Source organism: Streptomyces sp. 8N114 (genome assembly GCF_052245835.1).
Lineage (GTDB): Bacteria > Actinomycetota > Actinomycetes > Streptomycetales > Streptomycetaceae > Streptomyces.
Map to the genome: position 1 here is coordinate 27,989 of NZ_JBQQBT010000026.1, position 19,979 is coordinate 47,967.

At 70.2% G+C, this 19,979-nt stretch carries 19 protein-coding genes and 1 tRNA gene; 16 read left to right on the plus strand and 4 right to left on the minus strand.

Translation table 11 applies throughout. The features are described 5' to 3' along the window. The first annotated feature begins 79 nt into the window (after positions 1-79). A complete protein-coding gene (locus ACTWQF_RS31650) occupies positions 80-2,365 on the plus strand; it encodes an ATP-binding cassette domain-containing protein (RefSeq protein WP_443283174.1) in 2,286 nt (761 codons plus the stop codon). Positions 2,366-2,379: 14 nt separating this feature from the next. On the opposite strand, the gene ACTWQF_RS31655 is transcribed toward ACTWQF_RS31650, so the two are convergent. Further along, positions 2,380-3,165 carry an SDR family NAD(P)-dependent oxidoreductase gene (locus ACTWQF_RS31655; protein ID WP_443283175.1) on the minus strand — a complete coding sequence of 262 codons (786 nt, stop codon included), beginning with the start codon at positions 3,163-3,165 and terminating at the stop codon, positions 2,380-2,382. Continuing rightward, on the minus strand, positions 3,162-3,779 hold the full coding sequence (locus tag ACTWQF_RS31660; protein ID WP_443283176.1) for a cupin domain-containing protein: 618 nt from the start codon (positions 3,777-3,779) through the stop codon (positions 3,162-3,164). The genes ACTWQF_RS31655 and ACTWQF_RS31660 overlap by 4 nt, the downstream gene beginning before the upstream one ends. A gap of 486 nt (positions 3,780-4,265) precedes the next feature. Here ACTWQF_RS31660 and ACTWQF_RS31665 point away from each other — a divergent pair, with 486 nt between their 5' ends. The 4 genes from ACTWQF_RS31665 to ACTWQF_RS31680 all read left to right on the plus strand — a co-directional run bounded on the left by ACTWQF_RS31665 (position 4,266) and on the right by ACTWQF_RS31680 (position 7,923). Then, positions 4,266-4,634: an STAS domain-containing protein gene (locus ACTWQF_RS31665; protein WP_443283177.1), complete on the plus strand. Its 369-nt coding sequence runs from the start codon at positions 4,266-4,268 to the stop codon at positions 4,632-4,634. A gap of 245 nt (positions 4,635-4,879) precedes the next feature. Further along, entirely contained in the window at positions 4,880-5,863 is a 984-nt protein-coding gene (locus ACTWQF_RS31670; RefSeq protein WP_443283178.1) for a Bug family tripartite tricarboxylate transporter substrate binding protein, read from the plus strand. Further along, a complete protein-coding gene (locus tag ACTWQF_RS31675; RefSeq protein WP_443283179.1) occupies positions 5,860-6,414 on the plus strand; it encodes a tripartite tricarboxylate transporter TctB family protein in 555 nt (184 codons plus the stop codon). Before ACTWQF_RS31670 ends, ACTWQF_RS31675 begins: the two co-directional genes overlap by 4 nt. A gap of 3 nt (positions 6,415-6,417) precedes the next feature. Beyond that, on the plus strand, positions 6,418-7,923 hold the full coding sequence (locus tag ACTWQF_RS31680; RefSeq protein WP_443283180.1) for a tripartite tricarboxylate transporter permease: 1,506 nt from the start codon (positions 6,418-6,420) through the stop codon (positions 7,921-7,923). A 99-nt stretch (positions 7,924-8,022) separates the two neighbouring features. Here ACTWQF_RS31680 and ACTWQF_RS31685 read toward each other — a convergent pair whose 3' ends face one another. After that, a complete protein-coding gene (locus tag ACTWQF_RS31685; RefSeq protein WP_443283181.1) occupies positions 8,023-9,072 on the minus strand; it encodes a DedA family protein in 1,050 nt (349 codons plus the stop codon). A gap of 496 nt (positions 9,073-9,568) precedes the next feature. On the opposite strand from ACTWQF_RS31685, the gene ACTWQF_RS31690 reads away from it, so the two are divergent. The 3 genes from ACTWQF_RS31690 (at position 9,569) to ACTWQF_RS31700 (ending at position 12,589) form a co-directional block, all read left to right on the plus strand. Next, the gene (locus tag ACTWQF_RS31690; RefSeq protein WP_443283222.1) at positions 9,569-11,200 is read left to right on the plus strand and encodes a M28 family metallopeptidase; all 1,632 of its coding nucleotides are present in this window, start codon (positions 9,569-9,571) and stop codon (positions 11,198-11,200) included. Positions 11,201-11,427: 227 nt separating this feature from the next. Further along, positions 11,428-11,724 (plus strand): type II toxin-antitoxin system VapB family antitoxin, encoded by a 297-nt coding sequence (locus ACTWQF_RS31695; RefSeq protein WP_003999914.1) that lies wholly within the window; start codon positions 11,428-11,430, stop codon positions 11,722-11,724. A gap of 139 nt (positions 11,725-11,863) precedes the next feature. After that, positions 11,864-12,589: a LytR C-terminal domain-containing protein gene (locus ACTWQF_RS31700; RefSeq protein ID WP_443283182.1), complete on the plus strand. Its 726-nt coding sequence runs from the start codon at positions 11,864-11,866 to the stop codon at positions 12,587-12,589. A gap of 101 nt (positions 12,590-12,690) precedes the next feature. Here the strand turns inward: ACTWQF_RS31700 and upp are convergent, their stop codons facing one another. Then, positions 12,691-13,326: a uracil phosphoribosyltransferase gene (upp, locus tag ACTWQF_RS31705; protein ID WP_443283183.1), complete on the minus strand. Its 636-nt coding sequence runs from the start codon at positions 13,324-13,326 to the stop codon at positions 12,691-12,693. A gap of 249 nt (positions 13,327-13,575) precedes the next feature. Here upp and ACTWQF_RS31710 point away from each other — a divergent pair, with 249 nt between their 5' ends. The 8 genes from ACTWQF_RS31710 to ACTWQF_RS31745 all read left to right on the plus strand — a co-directional run bounded on the left by ACTWQF_RS31710 (position 13,576) and on the right by ACTWQF_RS31745 (position 19,972). Next, positions 13,576-13,827 carry a hypothetical protein gene (locus ACTWQF_RS31710; RefSeq protein ID WP_443283223.1) on the plus strand — a complete coding sequence of 84 codons (252 nt, stop codon included), beginning with the start codon at positions 13,576-13,578 and terminating at the stop codon, positions 13,825-13,827. A gap of 279 nt (positions 13,828-14,106) precedes the next feature. After that, the gene (locus ACTWQF_RS31715; protein WP_443249236.1) at positions 14,107-14,658 is read left to right on the plus strand and encodes a tRNA adenosine deaminase-associated protein; all 552 of its coding nucleotides are present in this window, start codon (positions 14,107-14,109) and stop codon (positions 14,656-14,658) included. A gap of 31 nt (positions 14,659-14,689) precedes the next feature. Continuing rightward, a complete protein-coding gene (gene tadA, locus ACTWQF_RS31720; RefSeq protein WP_443283184.1) occupies positions 14,690-15,301 on the plus strand; it encodes a tRNA adenosine(34) deaminase TadA in 612 nt (203 codons plus the stop codon). Positions 15,302-15,311: 10 nt separating this feature from the next. Then, positions 15,312-15,398, plus strand: a tRNA-Ser gene (locus tag ACTWQF_RS31725). A gap of 929 nt (positions 15,399-16,327) precedes the next feature. Then, complete coding sequence (locus tag ACTWQF_RS31730) at positions 16,328-17,275, plus strand: NADP-dependent oxidoreductase (protein WP_443283185.1); 948 nt, start codon at positions 16,328-16,330, stop codon at positions 17,273-17,275. Positions 17,276-17,497: 222 nt separating this feature from the next. Next, positions 17,498-17,662, plus strand: a complete 165-nt coding sequence (locus ACTWQF_RS31735; RefSeq protein WP_209267574.1) for a hypothetical protein — start codon at positions 17,498-17,500, stop codon at positions 17,660-17,662. A 287-nt stretch (positions 17,663-17,949) separates the two neighbouring features. Then, complete coding sequence (locus ACTWQF_RS31740) at positions 17,950-18,795, plus strand: RNA polymerase sigma factor SigF (RefSeq protein WP_443283186.1); 846 nt, start codon at positions 17,950-17,952, stop codon at positions 18,793-18,795. Between the two features lie 199 nt (positions 18,796-18,994). Then, positions 18,995-19,972 carry an RNA polymerase sigma factor SigF gene (locus tag ACTWQF_RS31745; protein WP_443283187.1) on the plus strand — a complete coding sequence of 326 codons (978 nt, stop codon included), beginning with the start codon at positions 18,995-18,997 and terminating at the stop codon, positions 19,970-19,972. The last annotated feature ends 7 nt before the right edge of the window (positions 19,973-19,979 follow it).

Sequence of the window (19,979 nt, forward strand, 5' to 3'; positions counted from 1 at the left end):
CGCCTAGGCTGGCCAACCAATCGCTTCAGCAGGACTGTCCGGGTGCGGGGCGCCCGGACAGGGACCGAGGAGAGCCAGGATGCCAGCCCAGAACACGCCGCTGACGCCCGCCGACAGCCACAATGTGATCGAGGTGCGCGGGGCGCGGGAGAACAACCTCGCGAACGTCTCCCTCGACGTGCCCAAGCGCAGGCTGACGGTCTTCACAGGGGTGTCGGGTTCCGGCAAGTCCTCGCTGGTCTTCGGGACCGTCGCGGCCGAGTCCCAGCGGCTGATCAACGAGACGTACACGGCGTTCATCCAGTCGTTCATGCCGAGCCAGGGCCGCCCCGACGTGGACAGCCTGCGCAACCTGAGCGCGGCGATCGTCGTCGACCAGGAGCGGATGGGCGCCAACTCCCGCTCCACCGTGGGCACCGCCACCGACGCCTACACGATGCTGCGGATCATCTACAGCCGTCTGGGCACCCCGCATATCGGCACCTCGACCGCGTTCAGCTTCAACAGCACGGAGGGCATGTGCGCCGAGTGCGAGGGGCTGGGCGAGACCACCACCATCGACATCGACCAGATCGTCGACCGTGAGCTGTCCGTGCGCGAGGGCGCCGTCACCGCACCGGGGTTCGCCGTGGACACCTGGTTCTGGCAGGTGATGGTCAACTGCGGGTTCTTCGACCCGGACAAGAAGGTCCGCGACTTCACCCAGCAGGAGTGGGACGCGCTGCTGTACCAGCCGACGACGAAGGTCAAGGTCGGCACCTCGAATCTCACCTACGACGGCGTGATCACCCGCATCCAGCGCACCTACCTGTCCAAGGACCGGGACGCGATGCAGTCCCACATCCGGGAGTTCACCGACCGGGCCGTCGTCTACACCAGCTGTCCGGCGTGCGGCGGCAGCCGGCTCAGCCAGGCGGCGCTCTCCTCGAAGATCGACGGCGTGAACATCGCGGACTGCGCCCGCATGCAGATCAGCGACCTCGCCCCGTTCGTCCGGGGCCTGACCGACACCTCCGTGGCGCCGCTGCGCGACACGCTCTGCCAGACGCTCGACTCATTGGTGGACATCGGGCTGGGCTATCTGAGCCTGGACCGGCCCGCGGGCACTCTCTCCGGCGGCGAGGCACAGCGCGTCAAAATGGTCCGCCACCTCGGCTCCAGCCTCACCGACGTCACCTACGTCTTCGACGAGCCCACCATCGGCCTGCACCCGCACGACATCCAGCGCATGAACGAACTGCTGCTCCTCCTGCGGGACAAGGGCAACACGGTGCTGGTGGTCGAGCACAAGCCGGAGGTCATCGCCATCGCCGACCATGTGGTCGACCTCGGCCCCGGCGCGGGCACCGAGGGCGGCCGGATCTGCTACGAGGGGGACGTGGCGGGCCTGCGCGGCTCCGGCACGCTCACCGGCCGCCATCTGGGCCACCGCGCCCGCCTGCGCGAGACGGTCCGGGAGCCCAAGGGGACGATCGAGATCCGGGGTGCGAATCTGCACAACCTCAAGGATGTCGACGTGGACATCCCGCTGGGCGTCCTCACGGTCGTCACGGGTGTGGCGGGCTCCGGCAAGAGCTCCCTCATCCACGGCTATCTGTCCGGCCGGGACGACGTACTGGTGGCCGACCAGTCGCCGATCCGCGGCTCGCGCCGCAGCAACCCGGCAACCTACACCGGGCTGCTGGGCCCGGTCCGTACGGCCTTCGCCAAGGCCAACGGCGTCAAGGCGGCGCTGTTCTCGGCCAACTCGGCGGGCGCCTGCCCGAACTGCAACGGCATCGGGCTGGTCTACACCGACCTGGCGATGATGGCCGGGGTCGCCTCGGTGTGCGAGGAGTGCGAGGGCAAGCGCTTCACGCCCGAGGTGCTGGAGTACACGCTGCGCGGGAAGAACATCAGCGAGGTGCTGGCCATGTCGGTGGCCGAGGCACGCGAGTTCTTCCCCACCGGCCAGGCCGCCGCGATCCTCGGCCGCCTCGCCGATGTGGGCCTGAGCTACCTACGCCTGGGCCAGCCGCTGAACACCCTCTCGGGCGGCGAGCGCCAGCGACTCAAGCTGGCCATCCACATGGCGGAGAAGGCCGCCACCTACGTCTTGGACGAGCCGACGACAGGGCTGCACATGGCGGATGTCGACCAGCTGCTGTCGCTGCTGGACCGGCTGGTCGAGGACGGCAACTCGGTCGTCGTCATCGAGCACCACCAGGCGGTGATGGCCCACGCGGACTGGATCATCGATCTGGGCCCGGGCGGCGGCCACGACGGCGGCGAGATCCTGTTCACCGGCCCCCCGGCCGAACTCATTTCCAAGGCGGGCACATTGACGGCACAGCATCTGCGCAGCTACGTGGGTGAGGACGCCTGACCCAGGCGCCGCCGTCACCACGAGGGCCGTGCCGACACCCCGCCGTCCAGCACCAGGTCGTGGCCGTTGATCCAGCGCGCCTGCGGCGAGGCGAGGAACACACAGGCGTCGCCCACGTCCTCGGCCGTCCCCAAGCGGCCGTCCGGAGCCGCCGCGCGCCAGCGCCGTACACCCTCGGGCCACTGCTCCTCGATGCCCTCCCGCTCCACCAGCCCGGGCGAGACGGTGTTCACCCGCACCCCGAGCGGCCCGTACTCCAGCGCGGCGGCCCGCGCGTGCGTGACGATCGCGGCCTTGGAGGCGGCGTAGTGCGCGTGCCCCGGCGCGGGCTGCGTCGCCTCGATCGAGGCGACGTGCGTGATGCTGCCGCCATCGCCCTCCGCGAGCAGCGGAGCCGCCGCCTGCGTACAGCCGAAGACGCTGGAGAGATTGGTGTCGACGACCGCTCGCCACTCCTCGGCCGTCATCCCGCGCAGCTCCCGTACGGGCTGCACGCCCGCGTTGTTGACCAGCGCACCCAGCCCCGCGGGACGCCACTGCGCGGCCTCGGCGACCACGGCACGGCAGCCGTCCGCCGTGGCCAGGTCGCCGTGCACGGCGAGGGCCGCGCCGCCCTCCCGCAGAATCAGCTCGACCGTCCGGTGCGCCCCCGCGGCGTCGCTGCGGTAGTGGACCACCACCGGCATGCCCGCCGCCGCGAACCGGCGGGCGATACCGCGACCGATACCGCCGGAGGCGCCGGTGACCAGCACGGTGCGTGGCTCGGTGGGCGGGGCAGTGGGCGGGGCCGGCGGCCTCATCGGGCCAGCTCCCTGATGAGCTGCTCGTGCTCCGGGTAAGCCCGGGCGAGCGCGTCCGCGTCGCCGTGCTCGTACCCCGCGTCGGTGTAGCCGGGCGCCATCGTGCAGCCGAACAGCGTCCACGCACCGCCCGCCCTGCCGACACCACCGGACCCGCCGACACCACCGACCCCGCTCACCCTGTCGGCCCCGTCCACGCTGCCTGCCCCTCCCGTACCGTTCACGTCCCCCGGCGCGACCCGGGCTCCCATCCACGTTCCGGCCGGCACGGTGAGCTGCACCTGGTGCCCTGCGCCGAGCACATCGGGACCGAGCACGGGGGTGCTGACAGCCGTACGCTCCCCGCGCTGGGCGAGCAGCAGCAGTTGGAGCGGGGCGCCCAGGTAGTAGTGCCAGACCTCGTCGTTGGGCAGCCGGTGCAGCGCGCAGTAGTCGCCGGGTTCGTCGGTCAGCAGCATCACGATCGCGGAGCCCTCCGGCCGTCCGTCACTCCGCTCGGGCCCCGCCCACAGCCGCCGGAACCGTCCACCCTCGCGTGGCAGTGGCTCCAGTCCGAAGTGCGCGGCCAGTGCCTCAGCCGTAGCGCGCGCCTCATCTCCCACCTCACGTCGCATCCTTCAGCCCTGCCCTCACAGCACACGGGCCATGCGCCCTTCATGCGCCCCCACCGGCGCCGCCGGACCCCGCCATCACTCGGACGGGTGAGATCAAGGCACTGAGGGGTTCGGTGTCCGCACTCACGCCTCAGCGCCCTCAGGACGTGCTTAGAGTGCACATGTTCGGCCCCGGACCCCGGCCGGACGACCGTGTCGCCGCCCGCGCACGAGACCCACCTGGCCTGCCGCCGAACGCACGCGCCGCGCGGCCGCACGCCGTATCGCCGACAATGCAGGTCCGCGGTCATGCCGCACCGCCGCGAGGCTGCACCGCACGCACCACCGCACCACCCACGCCACCGCACCGCCACACACCACCGGCCCACACACACCACCGCACCGCCACACACCACCGGCCCACACGCGCCGCCACACACCACCACACCGCCCGCACCGCCGTACCGCATGCACCGCCGTACCGCCCGTCAGTGGAAGGGGTCTTCCATGGTCGCCGTCCCGCGCTCCGACACCCCGGGCCCCGCCCGGTTCCGGACCGTACGCGCGAGGGGCGAACTGGACATCGCGACGCTGCCCGAGCTGGAGACCGACCTGGTCCGGGCACTGTCGGACGCCGCTCCGCCCCGCGTCGCACTGGACATGCGCGACGTGACGTTCCTGGACTGCTCGGTGGTCCGCGTCCTGCTGCGGGCCCGCACGGCAGCGCTCTCCCGGGAGGGCTGGCTGGTGCTGGTGTGCGAGCAGGTACCGGTCGGCAGGCTGTTGCGGCGGCTCGAACTGGAGCACCGCCTGCCGCACTACCCCTCCCTCGATGCCCTCGACGCGGCACTGGTCCCCGCCGAAGACACCAGCTGAAGACACCAGCTGAAGCCACCACCGAATTCGGCGGCAGAAGACAGCGGCAGAAGACGGCAGCAGAAGACAGCGGCAGAACCGACCACACCCCACCATTCCGGTCACCCCGCCCTCGAGACCACAACGAACACAACGACCAATACTTTTCTTGCCGTACGAGGGCAGACACCGCCCCGCCACCCGGGCAGCATGTGGGCCTCCCCCACCCCCGTCCCCCGGACTGCCCTGGAAAGGCGGTGTTCCGCGTGCGTACGCGCGCCCTTCTCTCCCCCCTGGCAGCCGCGGTCGTCGTGCTGCTCGTACCGCCGCTGATCACCTCCGGCAGCGGCGCCGCAGGCGGTACGAACATCCCCGGCCTGCGCTTCATGGTGCCCAACACCCCCGGCGGCGGCTACGACATCACCGCGCGTACGGCCGCCAAAAACGCCGAGGACGCCGAGCTCAACCACAACATCGAGGTCTTCAATCTGCCCGGCGCCGGCGGCACCGTCGGCCTCAGCCGCCTCGTCAACGAGCGCGGCAACGGCAAGCTGACGATGTCCATGGGGCTCGGCGTGGTCGGCGCCGTCCACACCAACCACGCGCCCTCCACGCTCGCCGACGCGACACCGATCGCGCGGCTCACGGAGGAGCCGGACATCGTGGTCGTCGCCAAGAACTCCAAGTACAAGACGTTCGAACAGCTCCTGGCCGACTGGAAGAAGCACCCGCGGTCCATGCCTGTCGGCGGCGGTTCCTCGCCGGGCGGCCCCGACCACCTGGCGCCGATGCTGATGGCCCGCGCGGCAGGCATCAAGAGCAGGTCGGTCAACTACGTGCCGTTCGACGGCGGCGGCGAGCTGCTGGCCTCCGTACTGGGCGGCAAGGTGAAGTTCGGTATCTCGGGCCTCGGCGAGTACCGCGACCAGATCAAGTCCGGCGAGCTGCGACTGCTCGCCGTCACGGGACCGAAGCGGGTCAAGGGCTTCGACGCGCCCACCCTCAAGGAGGCGGGCGTCGATGTGGAGTTCACCAACTGGCGCGGCATGATGGCGCCGCCCGGCCTCTCCCGGGCCCAGCGGGACAAGCTGATCCGCTTCATGCGCGAGCTGCGTGACTCGAAGGAGTGGCGTAAGTCGCTGCGTACCAACGGCTGGGACGACGCCTGGCTCCCCGGCGACAAGTACGGCCGCTTCCTCAAGAGCGAGGACAGGCGCGTGGACTCCGTCCTGAAGGAGCTGGGACAGTGAGCGCAACGGAAACACCGGACACACCGGGCACGACCCCCGACACGAAACCGGCCCCCACCGGCCTGCGCGCCTACTCCGAACTCGGCGTATGCGCCCTGCTGCTGGCCGTCGGCGTGCTCGTCCTCACCGACGCGCTGACCATGGAGACCGTCGCCGGGGCACGCGGCCCCGTCGGTCCCCGTACGGTCCCCCTGATCGTCGGCGCCGCGCTGCTCGTCGTCTCCGTCCTGCTCGCCGTCGACGTACTGCGCGGCGGGCGCGGCGAGGCGGAGGGCGGCGAGGACATCGATCTGTCGGAGCCGGGCGACTGGCGTACGGTCGCGCTGCTCGCGGGCGTCTTCCTCGCCTTCGCCGCGCTGATCGACCCGCTCGGCTTCCCGCTCGCGGGCGCACTGTTGTTCTGGGGCTCGGCCTACGCGCTGGGCAGCCGCACGCACGCGCTCACCCGCGATCCACTGATCGCCGCCGCACTGTCCCTGATCACCTATGCGGTCTTCCACCTCCTCCTCGGCGTCCAGCTGCCGGGCGGACCTCTGATGGGAGTGATGTAACCGATGGACTCCGTCAACTCCCTGATCGACGGCTTCGGTACCGCCCTGACGCCCCTCAATCTGCTGTGGGCCGCAACCGGAGTACTGCTGGGCACCGCCATCGGCGTACTGCCGGGCATCGGCCCGGCCATGGCCGTCGCCCTGCTGCTGCCCGTCACCTACGGTCTCGACCCGACGGCGGCGTTCATCATGTTCGCCGGGATCTACTACGGCGGCATGTTCGGCGGCTCGACGACCTCCATCCTGCTCAACACCCCGGGGGAGAGCGCCGCGGTGATCGCCGCCATCGAAGGCAATCCGATGGCCAAGGCGGGACGCGGCTCCCAGGCGCTCGCCGCCGCGGCCGTCGGGCACTTCGCCGGCGGCATGATCGGTACGGTCCTGCTCGTCGTCCTCGCCCCGGCCGTGGCGAGCCTGGCCGTGGACATCGGCGCCCCCGACTACTTCGCGATCATGGTGCTGGCCTTCATCGCCGTCACCTCCGTCCTCGGCTCCTCCCGCATCCGCGGCTTCGCCTCCCTGCTGATCGGACTGACGCTCGGGCTGGTCGGGCTGGACCAGATGACGGGCCAGCAGCGGCTGACGTTCGGCAGCCTCCAACTCTCGGACGGCATCGACGTCGTGATCGTCGCCGTCGGCCTCTTCGCCATCGGGGAGGCGCTGTGGGTGGCCGCACATCTGCGGCGCGGCACGGGCGCCTCCATCCCGGTCGGCCGCCCCTGGCTGGCGCGGGAGGAGCTGCGGCGTACGTGGAAGCCGTGGCTGCGCGGCCCGCTGATCGGGTTCCCGTTCGGCGCCGTGCCGGCCGGCGGCGCGGAGATCCCCACGTTCCTCTCGTACATCACCGAGAAGCGGCTCTCGAAGCACCCGAAAGAGTTCGGCAAGGGTGCCATCGAGGGCGTCGCCGGACCGGAGTCGGCCGCCTCCGCCTCGGCCGCCGGCACGCTCGTCTCGATGCTGACCCTGGGTCTGCCGACGACCGCCGTCGCCGCGGTGATGCTCGCCGCGTTCCAGCAGTACGGCATCCAGCCGGGCCCGCTGCTGTTCGAGCGCGAGCCCGAACTGGTGTGGGGCCTGATCGCCTCGCTGTTCGTCGGCATGGTGATGCTGCTCGTCCTCAACCTGCCGCTGGCACCCGTCTGGTCGAAGCTGCTGCGGGTACCCCGCCCCTACCTGTACGCGGGGATCCTCTTCTTCGCAGCGGTCGGCGCCTACGCGGTGGGCGGCGAGGCCGTCGATGTGGTGATCCTGCTGGTCATCGGCCTCATCGGCCTGATGATGCGGCGCTACGGACTGCCCGTACTGCCCGCGATCATCGGCGTCATCCTCGGTCCCAACGCGGAGCAGCAACTGCGCAGGGCGCTCCAGATCAGTGACGGCAGCGTCACCGGCCTGGTCAACACCCCCTTCGCGATCACCGTCTACGCGGTCATCGCCGTCCTGCTGCTCTGGCCCCTGCTGAAACGACTGCTGCCGTCCAGGCGCCGCCCAGCAACTGAGAAGAGCTGAGCGCAAGCGCGGTTCCCCGCGCCCCGTCCGGGGCGCGGGGAACTGCGCGCTCAACCACGACGCACACCTCGGCCGGGGGCACCCCCTTGCCGGAACGGCCTAGCGGCGGGCGTGCCGACCCCGGCCACCGGGCCGGTTCTGCGGAGCCGACGGATCCTGCGGCGGAGCCGGAGGACCCTGCGGCGCCCCGCCCTCCTCGTACGGACCCTGCGGTGCCGCACCAGTGCCGTACTGCCCCTGAGGCGCAGCGCCGGGGCCGCCGCCGTACGGGACCTCCGGGGGCAGCGGGTAGCCGTCACCGTAGGGAGCCCCGGGAGGCATCGCGCCCTCGGGCCCGGAAGGGCCGGAACCCGCACCGTGACCAGGGCCATAGCCGCCGGGAACACCAGGGGCGCCCGGCGCACCGGGGGCACCCGGGTGCTGCCCCGGAGCGCCGTAACCCGCGGAGCCGTAGGGCGTGCCCGGCGCCGGGGGGTAGCTCTCCGGATGGGAGGGAGCAGCAGCGGCCTCCGACTCGGCTGCGGCGGAGCCGCCCTTGCGGCGGCTCCGCAGATACTCGATCACGATCGGGAGGATCGACAGCAGCACGATCCCGATGAGGATCGTCTCGATGTGCTCGTGGACCAGATCGATCTGCCCCAGCGCGGCGCCCAGCAGGGTGACGCCGGCGCCCCACAAGGTGCCGCCGACGATGTTGAAGATCACGAACGAGCGGTACCGCATCCCGCTGACACCGGCGATGATCGGCGTGAACGTCCGCACGATCGGGACGAACCTGGCCAGCACCAGCGACTTCGGCCCGTGCTTCTCGAAGAACTCGTGTGCCTTCTCGACGTTCTCCTGCTTGAAGAACCGTGAGTCGGGCCGCTTGAAGAGCGTCGGCCCCACTTTCTTGCCGAACATGTATCCGACCTGGTCGCCCAGTACTGCGGAGAGCACGATCAGCAGGCACATCAGCCACAGCGGCATGTGCAGCTGGTCGGTCACGATCAGCAGCCCCGTGGTGAACAGCAGCGAGTCGCCGGGCAGGAAGAAGCCGATGAGCAGGCCCGACTCCGCGAAGACGATCGCCAGGATCCCGACAGGGCCGAAGGTCTGGATCAGGAAGTCCGGATCCAGCCAGCTGGGTCCTAGTGCGAGGTTGGTCACGGAAGGCTCCTGATCAGGGGCGCGGGACTGGGGGGGCCGCCCGGCCGGTGGCCGGAGGAGGGCGCGGAGACGACACGCAGGCGGTATCGGACGCTACACGCTACCAACGCGGTTCCCCTCCCCATGCGTTCCCGAGCCACCGTGACAGCAGTACGCGCCACACCGGGACCGGCAGTACGCACGACGACGGTACCCGCAGTACGCGCCACACCGGGATGGGCAGTACGGGCCACACCGGAACCCGCAGTACGCGCGACGCCGGTGCCGGCAGTGCGCGCACAGACGTTCCCTCCGGGCCCGCCGCCCGCTAGCTTCCCTCTGACCGAGTCGGCGCGTCCGTATGCCGGACGCCGCCGGACTCGAAGCACCAGAGCACCAGAGAGCACAAGAGCGCACCAGAGCACCACACGTCGAACGGCCGTTCCCGGAAAGGACCACGACTGTGTCCGTACCGCTCCGCTCCGCCCGCTCCCTGCACGCACTGCGCAGGAGATCCATGGCGGCTCTGGCCGCCACCGCCCTGGCCACCCCGCTGCTCCTCGCCTCCACCACGGCAGCCGGCGCCGCCACCAACGACGCGGACGCACATCCCGCCGGGCAGTCCGCCGAACCGTCCGCCACGCAGTCCGCGAAAGAAGCCGACAAGCTCGCCAAGAAGCTGGTCCGGCGCACCAGTGGACACGGCGCCATGAAGCATCTGAAGGCCCTCAGCAACATCGCGGAGTACAGCGACGGCAACCGGGGCGCGGGCTCCGAGGGCCACGACCGCTCCGCACGCTACGCGGGCACCCTGCTCAAGGCGGCCGGCTACAAGGTCACCTACCAGAAGTTCGAGTTCACCTTCCGCGAGACCCTCGCGGAGAAGCTCTCCGTCGTGAGCCCGGACCAGCGTGACGTCCCGATCACGCTGATGACGTACACCAAGAGCACCCCGGAGGGCGGCATCAAGGCGCCCGTCACGGCCGTACCGGTCGACGCCGACGGCACCAACGGCTGCGAGGCGGGCGACTACGCCAAGGGCACGTACGACGGCCGGATCGCGCTGATCAAGCGCGGCGGCTGTTCGTTCGCGCAGAAACAGGCGAGCGCCGCCGACGCGGGCGCGGTCGGCGCGGTGATCTACAACAACGAGGACGGCACGCTCAACGGCACCCTCGGCAGCCCGGACGCCGCCCGCATCCCCACCGGCGGCATCACCAAGGCCGACGGCGAGGCGCTCGCCGAACAGGTCACCAAGGGCGAGGTCACCGTCAATCTGGAGGTACGGGAGCACCAGGAGCAGCGCACCACCGACAACGTCATCGCCGAGACCCGCGGCGGTGACCCGGACAACACGGTGATGCTCGGCGCCCACCTCGACTCCGTCCCCGAGGGGCCCGGCATCAACGACAACGCCTCCGGCTCGGCGGGCGTCCTGGAGACCGCCCTCCAGCTGGCCAAGGCCGACCCCAAGGGCAAGCACACCAACAAGGTCCGCTTCGCCCTGTGGAGCGCCGAGGAGCTGGGCCTGCTCGGCGCCGAGCACTACGTACAGCAGCTCCCGGCCGCCGAGCGCGCGAAAATCGCGCTCTACCTCAACTTCGACATGATCGCGAGCCCCAACTACGGGATGTTCGCCTACGACGGAGACGACTCCGACGGCACGGGCGCGGGCCCCGGCCCGGAGGGTTCGGCGACGCTGGAGAAGGATCTGGTGGACTTCCTCAACTCGCGCGGCACGCCGACCCGAGGCACCGATTTCACCGGCCGCTCCGACTACGGCCCCTTCATCGAGGCGGGCATCCCCGCGGGTGGCACGTTCACCGGAGCCGAGGGGATCAAGACCGCCGAGGAGCAGAAGCTGTGGGGCGGCACGGCGGGAGCGGCGTACGACGGCTGCTACCACCAGTCCTGCGACACGCTGAAGAACATCAACACCCGTGCCTTCGACCTCAACGTCAAGGCCATCGCCAACGCGGTCGGCCACTACGCCTGGGACACCAGCGGGCTGCCCCACGGCACCGACCGGCCGGCCGGTAACCGCCTGACCACGGCCGATACAACCGGGGAAACGGCCGGAAAGACCACCGGGGATACGGCCTCATCGCCGGTCACAGGTCCGTACAAGGGCGCGCGGCTCATTCGCTGACCCCTGCCCCGTGCAACCACGCGCCCCGTTGTCCACAGCCTGTGGACAACGGGGCGCCGCCCAGCTCCCACACGACTTGCACACCGCCTACACCCGAGCGGCGCCCACCTTCCGCCCGCCTTCCATCCACGGTCTGCCCACTTTCCTCATGCTTCACCGCGAATCACCCGGATTGCACCAGCGGCACAGGGCTGCGCCCGGTACCGGTAGCCCGGTAGGCTTTCCGTGTGATCTTCAAGCGAATCGGAAACGGGCGGCCGTACCCCGACCATGGCCGGGAGAGCACCCGTCAGTGGGCGGATGTGGCCCCGCGCCCGGTGCGCCTTGACCAGCTCGTCACCACCAAAGGCCAGCTCGACCTGGAGACCCTGCTCGCGGAGGATTCGACGTTCTACGGCGACCTGTTCGCCCACGTCGTGAAGTGGCAGGGCGACCTGTACCTGGAGGACGGGCTGCACCGGGCAGTGCGCGCGGCGCTCCAGCAGCGCCAAGTGCTGCACGCCCGCGTCCTCGAACTCGACTGACCCCGCCGCGGACCCGAGTGGGGAGTTCGCGGGCGCAGGAGCACACACATTCCCCCGTTCGGGTACGTGTTTGTGGGCGTATCGAGAAGCCGCTGATCATCTAGTAGGCAGTACTGCCTGCCGCCACTACTCTGCGCACATGAGCATGTTCACTCCCCCGGACATGGGTGGGCAGTACCGCATCACGGGAGACCGTTATCCACGGATGCGCAGGCCACGCAGGCGGGGGCGGATCATCGCCGCCTCGCTCGCCTCCGCGCTGGCCGTCTCGGTACTGGGGTGGGGCACGCTCCAACTCGTCGACATCTTCTCCGGCGGCGGCCCCGCCAAAGCCTCCGGCCGCCCGGCGGAGCACACGAAGTGCGCCTCGCCCAACGGTGCCGAGAAGGCCACAGCGGGCGGCAGGAACGCAGCCATCGGCAGCAAGCACGCTGCCGCCGGCGGCACCGAGAAGGCCGTGACCGACAGCGAACTCCCGAAGCCCGGCGACATCACCGTCAACGTCCTCAACGCCACCTCGCGCAGCGGCCTGGCCAAGGACACCGCCGACGAGCTGAAGAAGCGCGGCTTCAAGATCGGCAAGATCGGCAACGCGCCCGCGGAGTTCGACGAGAAGGTCAAGAAGGCGGGCATCCTCGTCGGCGCCCCCGGCTCCACGACCTCCGACCGCCTGCAAGTCCTGGGCACCCAGCTCGAGAACACCGAGACCCGGTACGACGAGCGGGACGGCAAGGACGTGGATCTCGTCCTCGGCAAGGAGTTCGAGCATCTGACGAAGAAGAAGACGGCCACCGCAGCGCTGGCCGAGCTGGCCGGCTCACCTCGTCCGGGAAAGTCGGCGCCGGCCTCCCCCGCCACCTGCTGAACTCGCCACCTGCTGAACTGCCCCGCGTACTCGCCAACGCACCTTCGCACGCAGGCCCTTCACACCCAGGCCTTCGCGTGCAGGCCCCTCGCGTGCAGGCGCTACCCGGCGGTCCCGTACATCCGGTCCCCGGCGTCGCCCAGGCCCGGCACGATGAAACCCTGCTCGTTGAGGCGCTCGTCAACCGAGGCCGTCACCACGGTCACCGGCGTACCGGCCAGGTCCCGCTCCATGACGGCGACACCCTCGGGCGCCGCGAGCAGGCAGAGCGCGGTCACATCGTCGGCGCCGCGCCGGATCAGCTCGTTGATCGCGGCGACCAGCGTGCCGCCGGTGGCCAGCATCGGGTCGAGGACGTAGACCTGGCGCCCGGACAGGTCGTCAGGCATGCGGTTCGCGTACGTCGAAGCCTGCAAGGTGTGCTCGTCGCGGATCATCCCGAGGAAGCCGACCTCGGCCGTCGGCAGCAGCCGGACCATGCCCTCCAGCATGCCGAGCCCGGCCCGGATGATCGGCACCACCAGCGGGCGGGGCCGGGAGAGCTGCACACCGGTGGTCCCGGTCACCGGCGTGGTGACCGCGACCTCCTCGACCCGCACATCGCGGGTGGCCTCGTACGCCAGCAGCGTCACCAGCTCGTCCGCGAGACGGCGGAAGGTCGGTGAGTCGGTGCGCTCGTCGCGCAGGGTGGTGAGTTTGTGCGCGACCAAAGGGTGGTCGACGACGTGGATCCGCATGCTTCGACAGTATCCGAGGCCGCGCACGGCGGATCCCGCCGGTACCCGACCGGTTAACGCCCGTACGCGCCCGTACGCGCCCGTACGCGCCAGGGTCGCATGCACCGAGCTCCGGACGGAGCACTCGGATACGCCGGGGCGCTCTGGCGTACGCCGGGCGGACCAGGGAAAGTGGGCAAGTACACCGGAGGTGTGCATATGTCAGAGCCACGTGAGCCCGGGCAGCAGCCGCGCCGGCAACCGGGACAGATTTTTCGGCCCCGCAAGGAATCGGACTTCCGTCCGGACTTCCGTGCGGAAAGCGACCGTCGCACGGAGCGCCGCACGGACCGCTCCCCGAAGGCGGACCTCAGCGCGGACGCCGAGCGGCTGCGCCGCCGTGCCCGCTTCCTCCGCGAGCTGAACGAGGCGAAGGAGTTGCGCGAGCGCGTCCATCCACGCCGCTCACGCGCGGTCCGCAGGCGCCGGCAGGCCCTGCGGATGCGTACGTTCCGCTGGTGAGGCCGACCCCCGGGGCCACACCCCGGAACAAGGGGTCCCCAAGCACCGTTGCCCCTTCGGGCAGCACCCCTTCCGGACAGCTCTGAGTCGCGAGTTGTCACAGTGAGTCGTCGCAGGCGAGCGCCCGGGTAAACGTTCGGGCAACAGTCGGGCAAACAGCGTGACGACGCACTGTCGAAGACCCTCCGCACGGCGCGGGTTTCTGCCACGATTCCGATGGGGCGGGGGCACGGTCCTCGTCAGCACTCGGGCACATCTTGAATCAGTGGGAGAGTCACGGTGTATTTCGCCGCGCTGCTCGCGCGCACCGAAGACGGGTGGGAAGCGAGCGACACAGAGCTGGACGATGTGGAGACCCTGGCCGACCTGGCCGACCTGGCCCGTGAGGCCACGACAGACGACGAGACGGTGCTGGTCTGCATCGAGCAGGACGGCGAGTGGTTCGGCGTCGTCCGCGTGGACGGCGAGGACGACCCCCGCGTGTTCGTCTCGGACGCCGCGGCGGCGATGCGCAGCTCGTACGGCGAGATACTGCTCTCGGACGAGCTGCTCGGCCGCCAGCCGGAAGACCCGTCGGCCCTCGACCAACTCGTGGACCTGGACGGCACGGAGGAAGGGGAGCCGGAGGGCAGCGAGGACGACGACGGAGCGGCGGAACGCGCCGCGGTGGCGGAGGCGGAGTCAGCACCCGCGGGTCCGCTGGGCGACGCGGAACTCCTCTCCGACCTCGGAATGGAGGAGAAGGTACTGCTCTCCCTCTCCCCCGAGGACGCGCTGAGCGAGGTCGCCGACGCGCTGGGCTGCACGGACGTACTGGAGGCGGTCCGCTGAGCCGCCGGGCGACAGGCGCGACACTGTCCCCATGACCCCCGCAGCCGACGACCGACCGACCGCCGCGTCCCCCGCCCCCGACCCGGGCAACCCCCCGGGCCCGGGGGCCACCCCGGAAGGCGACCCCGTACGCGATCCCTGGCGCGAGCCCATGCGGCTGGCGCTCGCGGAAGCCGTACAGGCGCCCGGGACGGGGGACGTGCCGGTCGGCGCCGTCGTCCTGGGGCCGGACGGCGCGGTGCTCGGCCGGGGGCACAACGCCCGTGAGGCGAACGGCGATCCGACGGCACACGCCGAAATCCTCGCCCTGCGCGCCGCCGCCCACACCCTGGGCGGCGGCGACTGGCGACTGACCGGCTGCACCCTCGTCGTCACCCTGGAGCCGTGCACGATGTGCGCGGGGGCTGCGGTGCTCGCCCGCGTCGACCGTGTCGTCTACGGCGCCCTCGACACGAAGGCCGGCGCCGCCGGCTCCCTCTGGGACGCCCTCCGCGACCGCCGCCTCAACCATCGGCCCGAGGTCATCAACGGGGTACTGGCACACGAGTGCGCCACCCTCCTCACCGACTTCTTCCGCACCACCGGCCCCCCACCCCCCACCCCTCCGGATACCGATTTCGATCCCGGGCCCTCATTGGGCTAGAGTTCCTCTCGGTAGCGTGTCCGAGCGGCCGAAGGAGCTCGCCTCGAAAGCGAGTGAGGGGGCAACTCCTCCGTGGGTTCAAATCCCACCGCTACCGCTTTGAGCAGGACAGATGAAGGGCCGGACCCGGCGAAGGGTCCGGCCCTTCGTCGTGGGTGGGGCTCGCCGGTCGGGGGTGGGCGGCTCGGTGGGCCGGTCGTCGTGATCCCGCGGCGGACGAAGGTGGGCAGCCCCCGGAGGGCCCTGGCGTACCCGTGGCGGGCAATTCAGGGGATTCCTATTCGGAAATTCCGCATCGATCCTGGAGCCCTGCCCGGCCTTGCTGTTCGGCCGTCCGGCCGAAGGGAAAAGCGCGGCGAAGTTCGCGGGAACAATAATGGCGTTTTTCGCGGGGAAATGCTTGAACGCTGCGGTATCGTCATCTCAACCTCCCGATGAGAGGGGGTGAGGAGTAATGGCCGGTGCGGGCTGGAAGTCTGAACCGGCGAGGACGACGCTTCAGCGATTCGCTGATCTCGCGCGGGCAATCGCCGGCTTCTTCCAGGCGGTGTACTACGCCGTCCGGACGGAGCAACTGTGGTAGCCCCCGTACGAGCTGATGGGCCCACCCCCGGCCCGAGATGAGCCCATCGCAGGTCCTCGTCCGCGGCCCCGCTCTTCGTCGGACCAGAGGTGCGGGGTCCGCGCCGTGCGGACCGGCAGCAATTGTGCTGTTGGTCGCAGACTAGCATTGATTGCGCGGTTTTCGCGTTGCGCGACGACGGCATGCATATTCGTTGCGATGCCGCTGGTTGATCATCCGGCGGCGTCACGATGGGGGTTTGTTTTTCTGCGGGAGATTGGCGGCACCGACGACGTCGCCCGGGATTTCCCCTTTACCGGCGTGCGATGCGTCGCGCCCACGGCGATTTTCCGTACGCGGTATTCGGCGGCAGGGCGGGGAGCGGACGATCTGCGGGTGACCGCGGGCTGTCGTACGTTGAGAGCGTCCGCTGGTCCCAGGGGGGAGCAGGGAGGCGCGGGTGAATGCGTGCTGTCGGTGTGCGGGAGAGGAACGGGCGGCCCGAGGTTCTGCAGGCGCGGCGGCCCGAGCCGGGCGAGGGCGAGGTGCTGGTGCGGGTCGTGGCCGCGGGCCTGAACCCGCTGGACTGGAAAATCGCCGAGGGCATGCTGGAGGAACTGGTTCCGTATGACTTCCCGCTGGTCATGGGGGTGGACTTCGCGGGCGTCGTGGAGGCCGGCGGTCCGGAGACCTATCGATTCGCCCTGGGCGAGCAGGTGTTCGGGCACGTGGTGAGCGAGCCGGTGGGTGGCGGAACGTACGCGGAGTATGTGGTGGTGAACGAGGCGGGCAGCATCGCCCACGCGCCGACGAGCATTCCGCTGACCGCCGCCGCGGGTGCTCCTACGGCGGGAATGACGGCACTGGGAATCATGGGCTCGGCCGCACTCCGCTCGTACGAGAGCCTGCTGATCATCGGAGCCGCGGGCGGCGTCGGTACGTTCCTCACCCAGCTCGCAGCCGCCCGCGGGCTGCGCGTCGTGGCCGCAACCCACGGGCACGACCAGGCCCGGATGGGGGCCTTCGGCGCGGCGCTCACCATCGACACCCGCGAGCGGGAGCTGGCGGACGCGGTGCGGGAGGAGTACCCGCGCGGTGTGGACGCGCTGGTGGACCTGGGGTCGGCCGAGCCGGAGGAGTTCGCCCGGCACGCCGCGCTGGTACGGGACGGCGGCGTGGCGGTCTCCACACTGGACGCGGCATCGGTGGACGCGCTCTACGGGCGCGGCATCGAGGGCATCAACTACCACATCGCGGCCTCCGCGGAGCTGCTGGAGCGGCTCTGCGAGGAGATCGACAGCGGGCCGTTGACCGTGCCCATCGAGGCCGAGGTTCCGCTGGACCAGGCGCCCGGTGCCGTGGCCCGCAACCGGGCGGGCGGCGCCCGGGGCAAGACCGTCCTCCTCCCGTGAGCACTCGTGAGCGCTCGTGGGCCACCCGTGAGCCACCCGTGCGCAGCTCGTGAGCCGCTCGTGAGGGCTTCCGAGCCACCGCTGTCCTTCTACCGGCGGCCCGCTGTTCCCGTCTGCTGGCGGCCCGTTGTTCCCGCTACACTCACACAGCCGCACAGGTGTACAGAGTGTCGATGATCGAACGCGCCCGGGGGGCCGAACGCCCGGGGGAGGGACAGCGCGATGGCGCAGACGAAGAAGATCGCGGGCTATGTGCTTGTCGTCTTCGTGCTGTACACGATCATCACGTCCCCCGAACGCGCGGCCGATCTGGTCCAGATAGGTTTCGAAGGCATCTCCAGCGCCGCGCAGGGCGTCGGCCGGTTCATGACCTCGCTCGTCAACTGAGACCCCTGCTCCGCCCTACTGAGACACCTGTTCCGCCCGTCACGCGCGGGCTCCCGTGACCTCTTCGACCAGGCGCTTCCGGCTGCAACTGGCAAGCAACACGGAGTTATACGGTGCTTGCGCACGGTGCACATGTCTTGTGATGCTATGACCGCTTTTTGGCTGACGAATCCTGCCTGCACGCTCAACGCGGGGCAAGCAAGCGAAGCATCCGAAGCATCTGAAGCACCCGAGGCGATCGAAGCGATCGATCAAGACAGATCTGCACCGTAAGGGGTGGTGGCTGAGTGGACGGGACCCCTACCCCCACCCAGACTCCCTCCGGCGACGCCGAAACGCCCCCCTCCCCCGCCGAGGCGCAGCGGGAACGAGCCGCGCGGACCCGGGCGCTGACGCAGTCCCTCTTCGAGCAGCTCGCCCGGCACGAGCCCGGCTCCGCGGAGCACGAACGCATCCGGGCAGCGCTCATCGAGGCCAATCTGCCGCTCGTACGGTATGTCGCGGCGCGCTTCCGCAGCCGGAACGAGCCGATGGAGGACGTGGTCCAGGTCGGCACCATCGGGCTGATCAACGCCATCGACCGCTTCGACGCCGAGCGCGGGGTGCAGTTCCCCACCTTCGCGATGCCGACCATCGTCGGTGAGATCCGCCGCTACTTCCGCGACAACGTCCGTACGGTGCACGTTCCGCGCCGGCTGCACGAGATGTGGGTGCAGGTGAGCGGCGCAACCGAGGATCTGACGACGCTGCACGGGCGGTCCCCGACCACCGCCGAGATCGCCGAGCGGCTGAAGATCACCGAGGAGGAGGTGCTGGCCTGCATCGAGGCCGGACGGGCCTACCGGGCCACCTCGTTGGAGGCCGCACAGGAGCGCGAGGACGGAATGCCGGGGCTGCTGGACCGGCTCGGCTACGAGGACCCCGAGCTGGACGGGGTCGAACATCGCGACCTCGTGCGCCATCTGCTCGTACAGCTGCCCGAGCGCGAGCAGCGGATCCTGCTGCTCCGGTACTACCGGAACCTGACGCAGTCCCAGATCAGCGCCGAGCTCGGGGTCTCGCAGATGCATGTGTCACGGCTGCTCTCGCGCAGCTTCGCGCGGCTGCGGGCCGCAAATCGAATCGACGCGTAACCGGTTCGAGCTACCTCAACTTCCGTCACATCGCTCTCAACTGTGCAGTTTTATCGACATGAGGCTACGTCGCGTTGCCTACTTGTGACATTCTGCAAGAGCTGCGTTTGCCGCAGTGGCGTGCCCGGTATGGAGGGGGAGGTGCTTCCCTCAGAGCCGAGGGCGCCGCAGCGACCGTCCGCGACCTCAAGGGGGTGGCATGTCCGTAGAACTGGGCAGCTCCAAGGTGCTCGCCGAGAACACGTCCCCGGCCCCGGGGGCACCTCCCGGGCCCGCTGAGCCGGGCAGTGTGTCACCGGTGCTCGACGAGGTGCCGCCGGACGGCCTCGCGGGCGCGGAGCCGGCGGAGCTCGCCGGGGCCGTCGCCACGGTGCCCGACAGCGACACGATCGACACCCGCACGCTCTCCCGCTCGCTCTTCCTGCGGCTCGCCGCACTCGACAAAGCGGCGGCCGATTCCCCGGAAACGGCCAACACCGCGGAGCGGATGTACGTACGGGACACGCTCATCGAGTTGAATCTCCCGCTCGTCCGCTACGCCGCGGCCCGCTTCCGCAGCAGGAACGAGCCGATGGAGGACATCGTCCAGGTCGGCACCATCGGGCTGATCAAGGCGATCGACCGCTTCGACTGCGAACGTGGCGTCGAGTTCCCGACGTTCGCGATGCCGACCGTGGTCGGGGAGATCAAGCGCTTCTTCCGCGACACCTCGTGGTCGGTGCGGGTGCCGCGCCGTCTCCAGGAGCTGCGGCTGGCGCTGACGAAGGCGAGCGACGAACTGTCGCATACCCTGGACCGCTCCCCGACCGTCACCGAACTCGCGGGCTGCCTCGGCGTCTCCGAGGAGGACGTGGTCGACGGTCTGGCCGTCGGCAACGCCTACACCGCCTCCTCGCTGGACTCCCCGGCGCTGGAGGAGGACGGCGGCGAGGGCTCGCTCGCCGACCGGCTCGGTTACGAGGACAGCGCGCTGGAGGGCGTCGAGTACCGCGAGTCCCTCAAGCCGCTGCTGGCCAAGCTGCCGCCGCGGGAGCGCCAGATCATCATGCTGCGCTTCTTCGCGAACATGACGCAGTCACAGATCGGCGAGGAGGTCGGCATCTCCCAGATGCACGTCTCCCGGCTGCTGACGCGCACGCTCGCACAGTTGCGCGAGGGGCTGATCGCAGAAGACTGAGCTACGG

Bases quoted from the DNA above. Each gene is read 5' to 3' on its own strand.
- ACTWQF_RS31680 (WP_443283180.1), top strand. From the start codon at position 6,418: ATGGACTCCGTCAACTCCCTGATCGACGGCTTCGGTACCGCCCTGACG.
- ACTWQF_RS31700 (WP_443283182.1), top strand. From the start codon at position 11,864: ATGAGCATGTTCACTCCCCCGGACATGGGTGGGCAGTACCGCATCACG.
- ACTWQF_RS31735 (WP_209267574.1), top strand. From the start codon at position 17,498: ATGGCGCAGACGAAGAAGATCGCGGGCTATGTGCTTGTCGTCTTCGTG.
- ACTWQF_RS31655 (WP_443283175.1), bottom strand. From the start codon at position 3,165: ATGAGGCCGCCGGCCCCGCCCACTGCCCCGCCCACCGAGCCACGCACC.
- ACTWQF_RS31665 (WP_443283177.1), top strand. From the start codon at position 4,266: ATGGTCGCCGTCCCGCGCTCCGACACCCCGGGCCCCGCCCGGTTCCGG.
- tadA (WP_443283184.1), top strand. From the start codon at position 14,690: ATGACCCCCGCAGCCGACGACCGACCGACCGCCGCGTCCCCCGCCCCC.
- ACTWQF_RS31730 (WP_443283185.1), top strand. From the start codon at position 16,328: ATGCGTGCTGTCGGTGTGCGGGAGAGGAACGGGCGGCCCGAGGTTCTG.
- ACTWQF_RS31660 (WP_443283176.1), bottom strand. From the start codon at position 3,779: ATGCGACGTGAGGTGGGAGATGAGGCGCGCGCTACGGCTGAGGCACTG.
- upp (WP_443283183.1), bottom strand. From the start codon at position 13,326: ATGCGGATCCACGTCGTCGACCACCCTTTGGTCGCGCACAAACTCACC.
- ACTWQF_RS31690 (WP_443283222.1), top strand. From the start codon at position 9,569: ATGGCGGCTCTGGCCGCCACCGCCCTGGCCACCCCGCTGCTCCTCGCC.
- ACTWQF_RS31745 (WP_443283187.1), top strand. From the start codon at position 18,995: ATGTCCGTAGAACTGGGCAGCTCCAAGGTGCTCGCCGAGAACACGTCC.
- ACTWQF_RS31650 (WP_443283174.1), top strand. From the start codon at position 80: ATGCCAGCCCAGAACACGCCGCTGACGCCCGCCGACAGCCACAATGTG.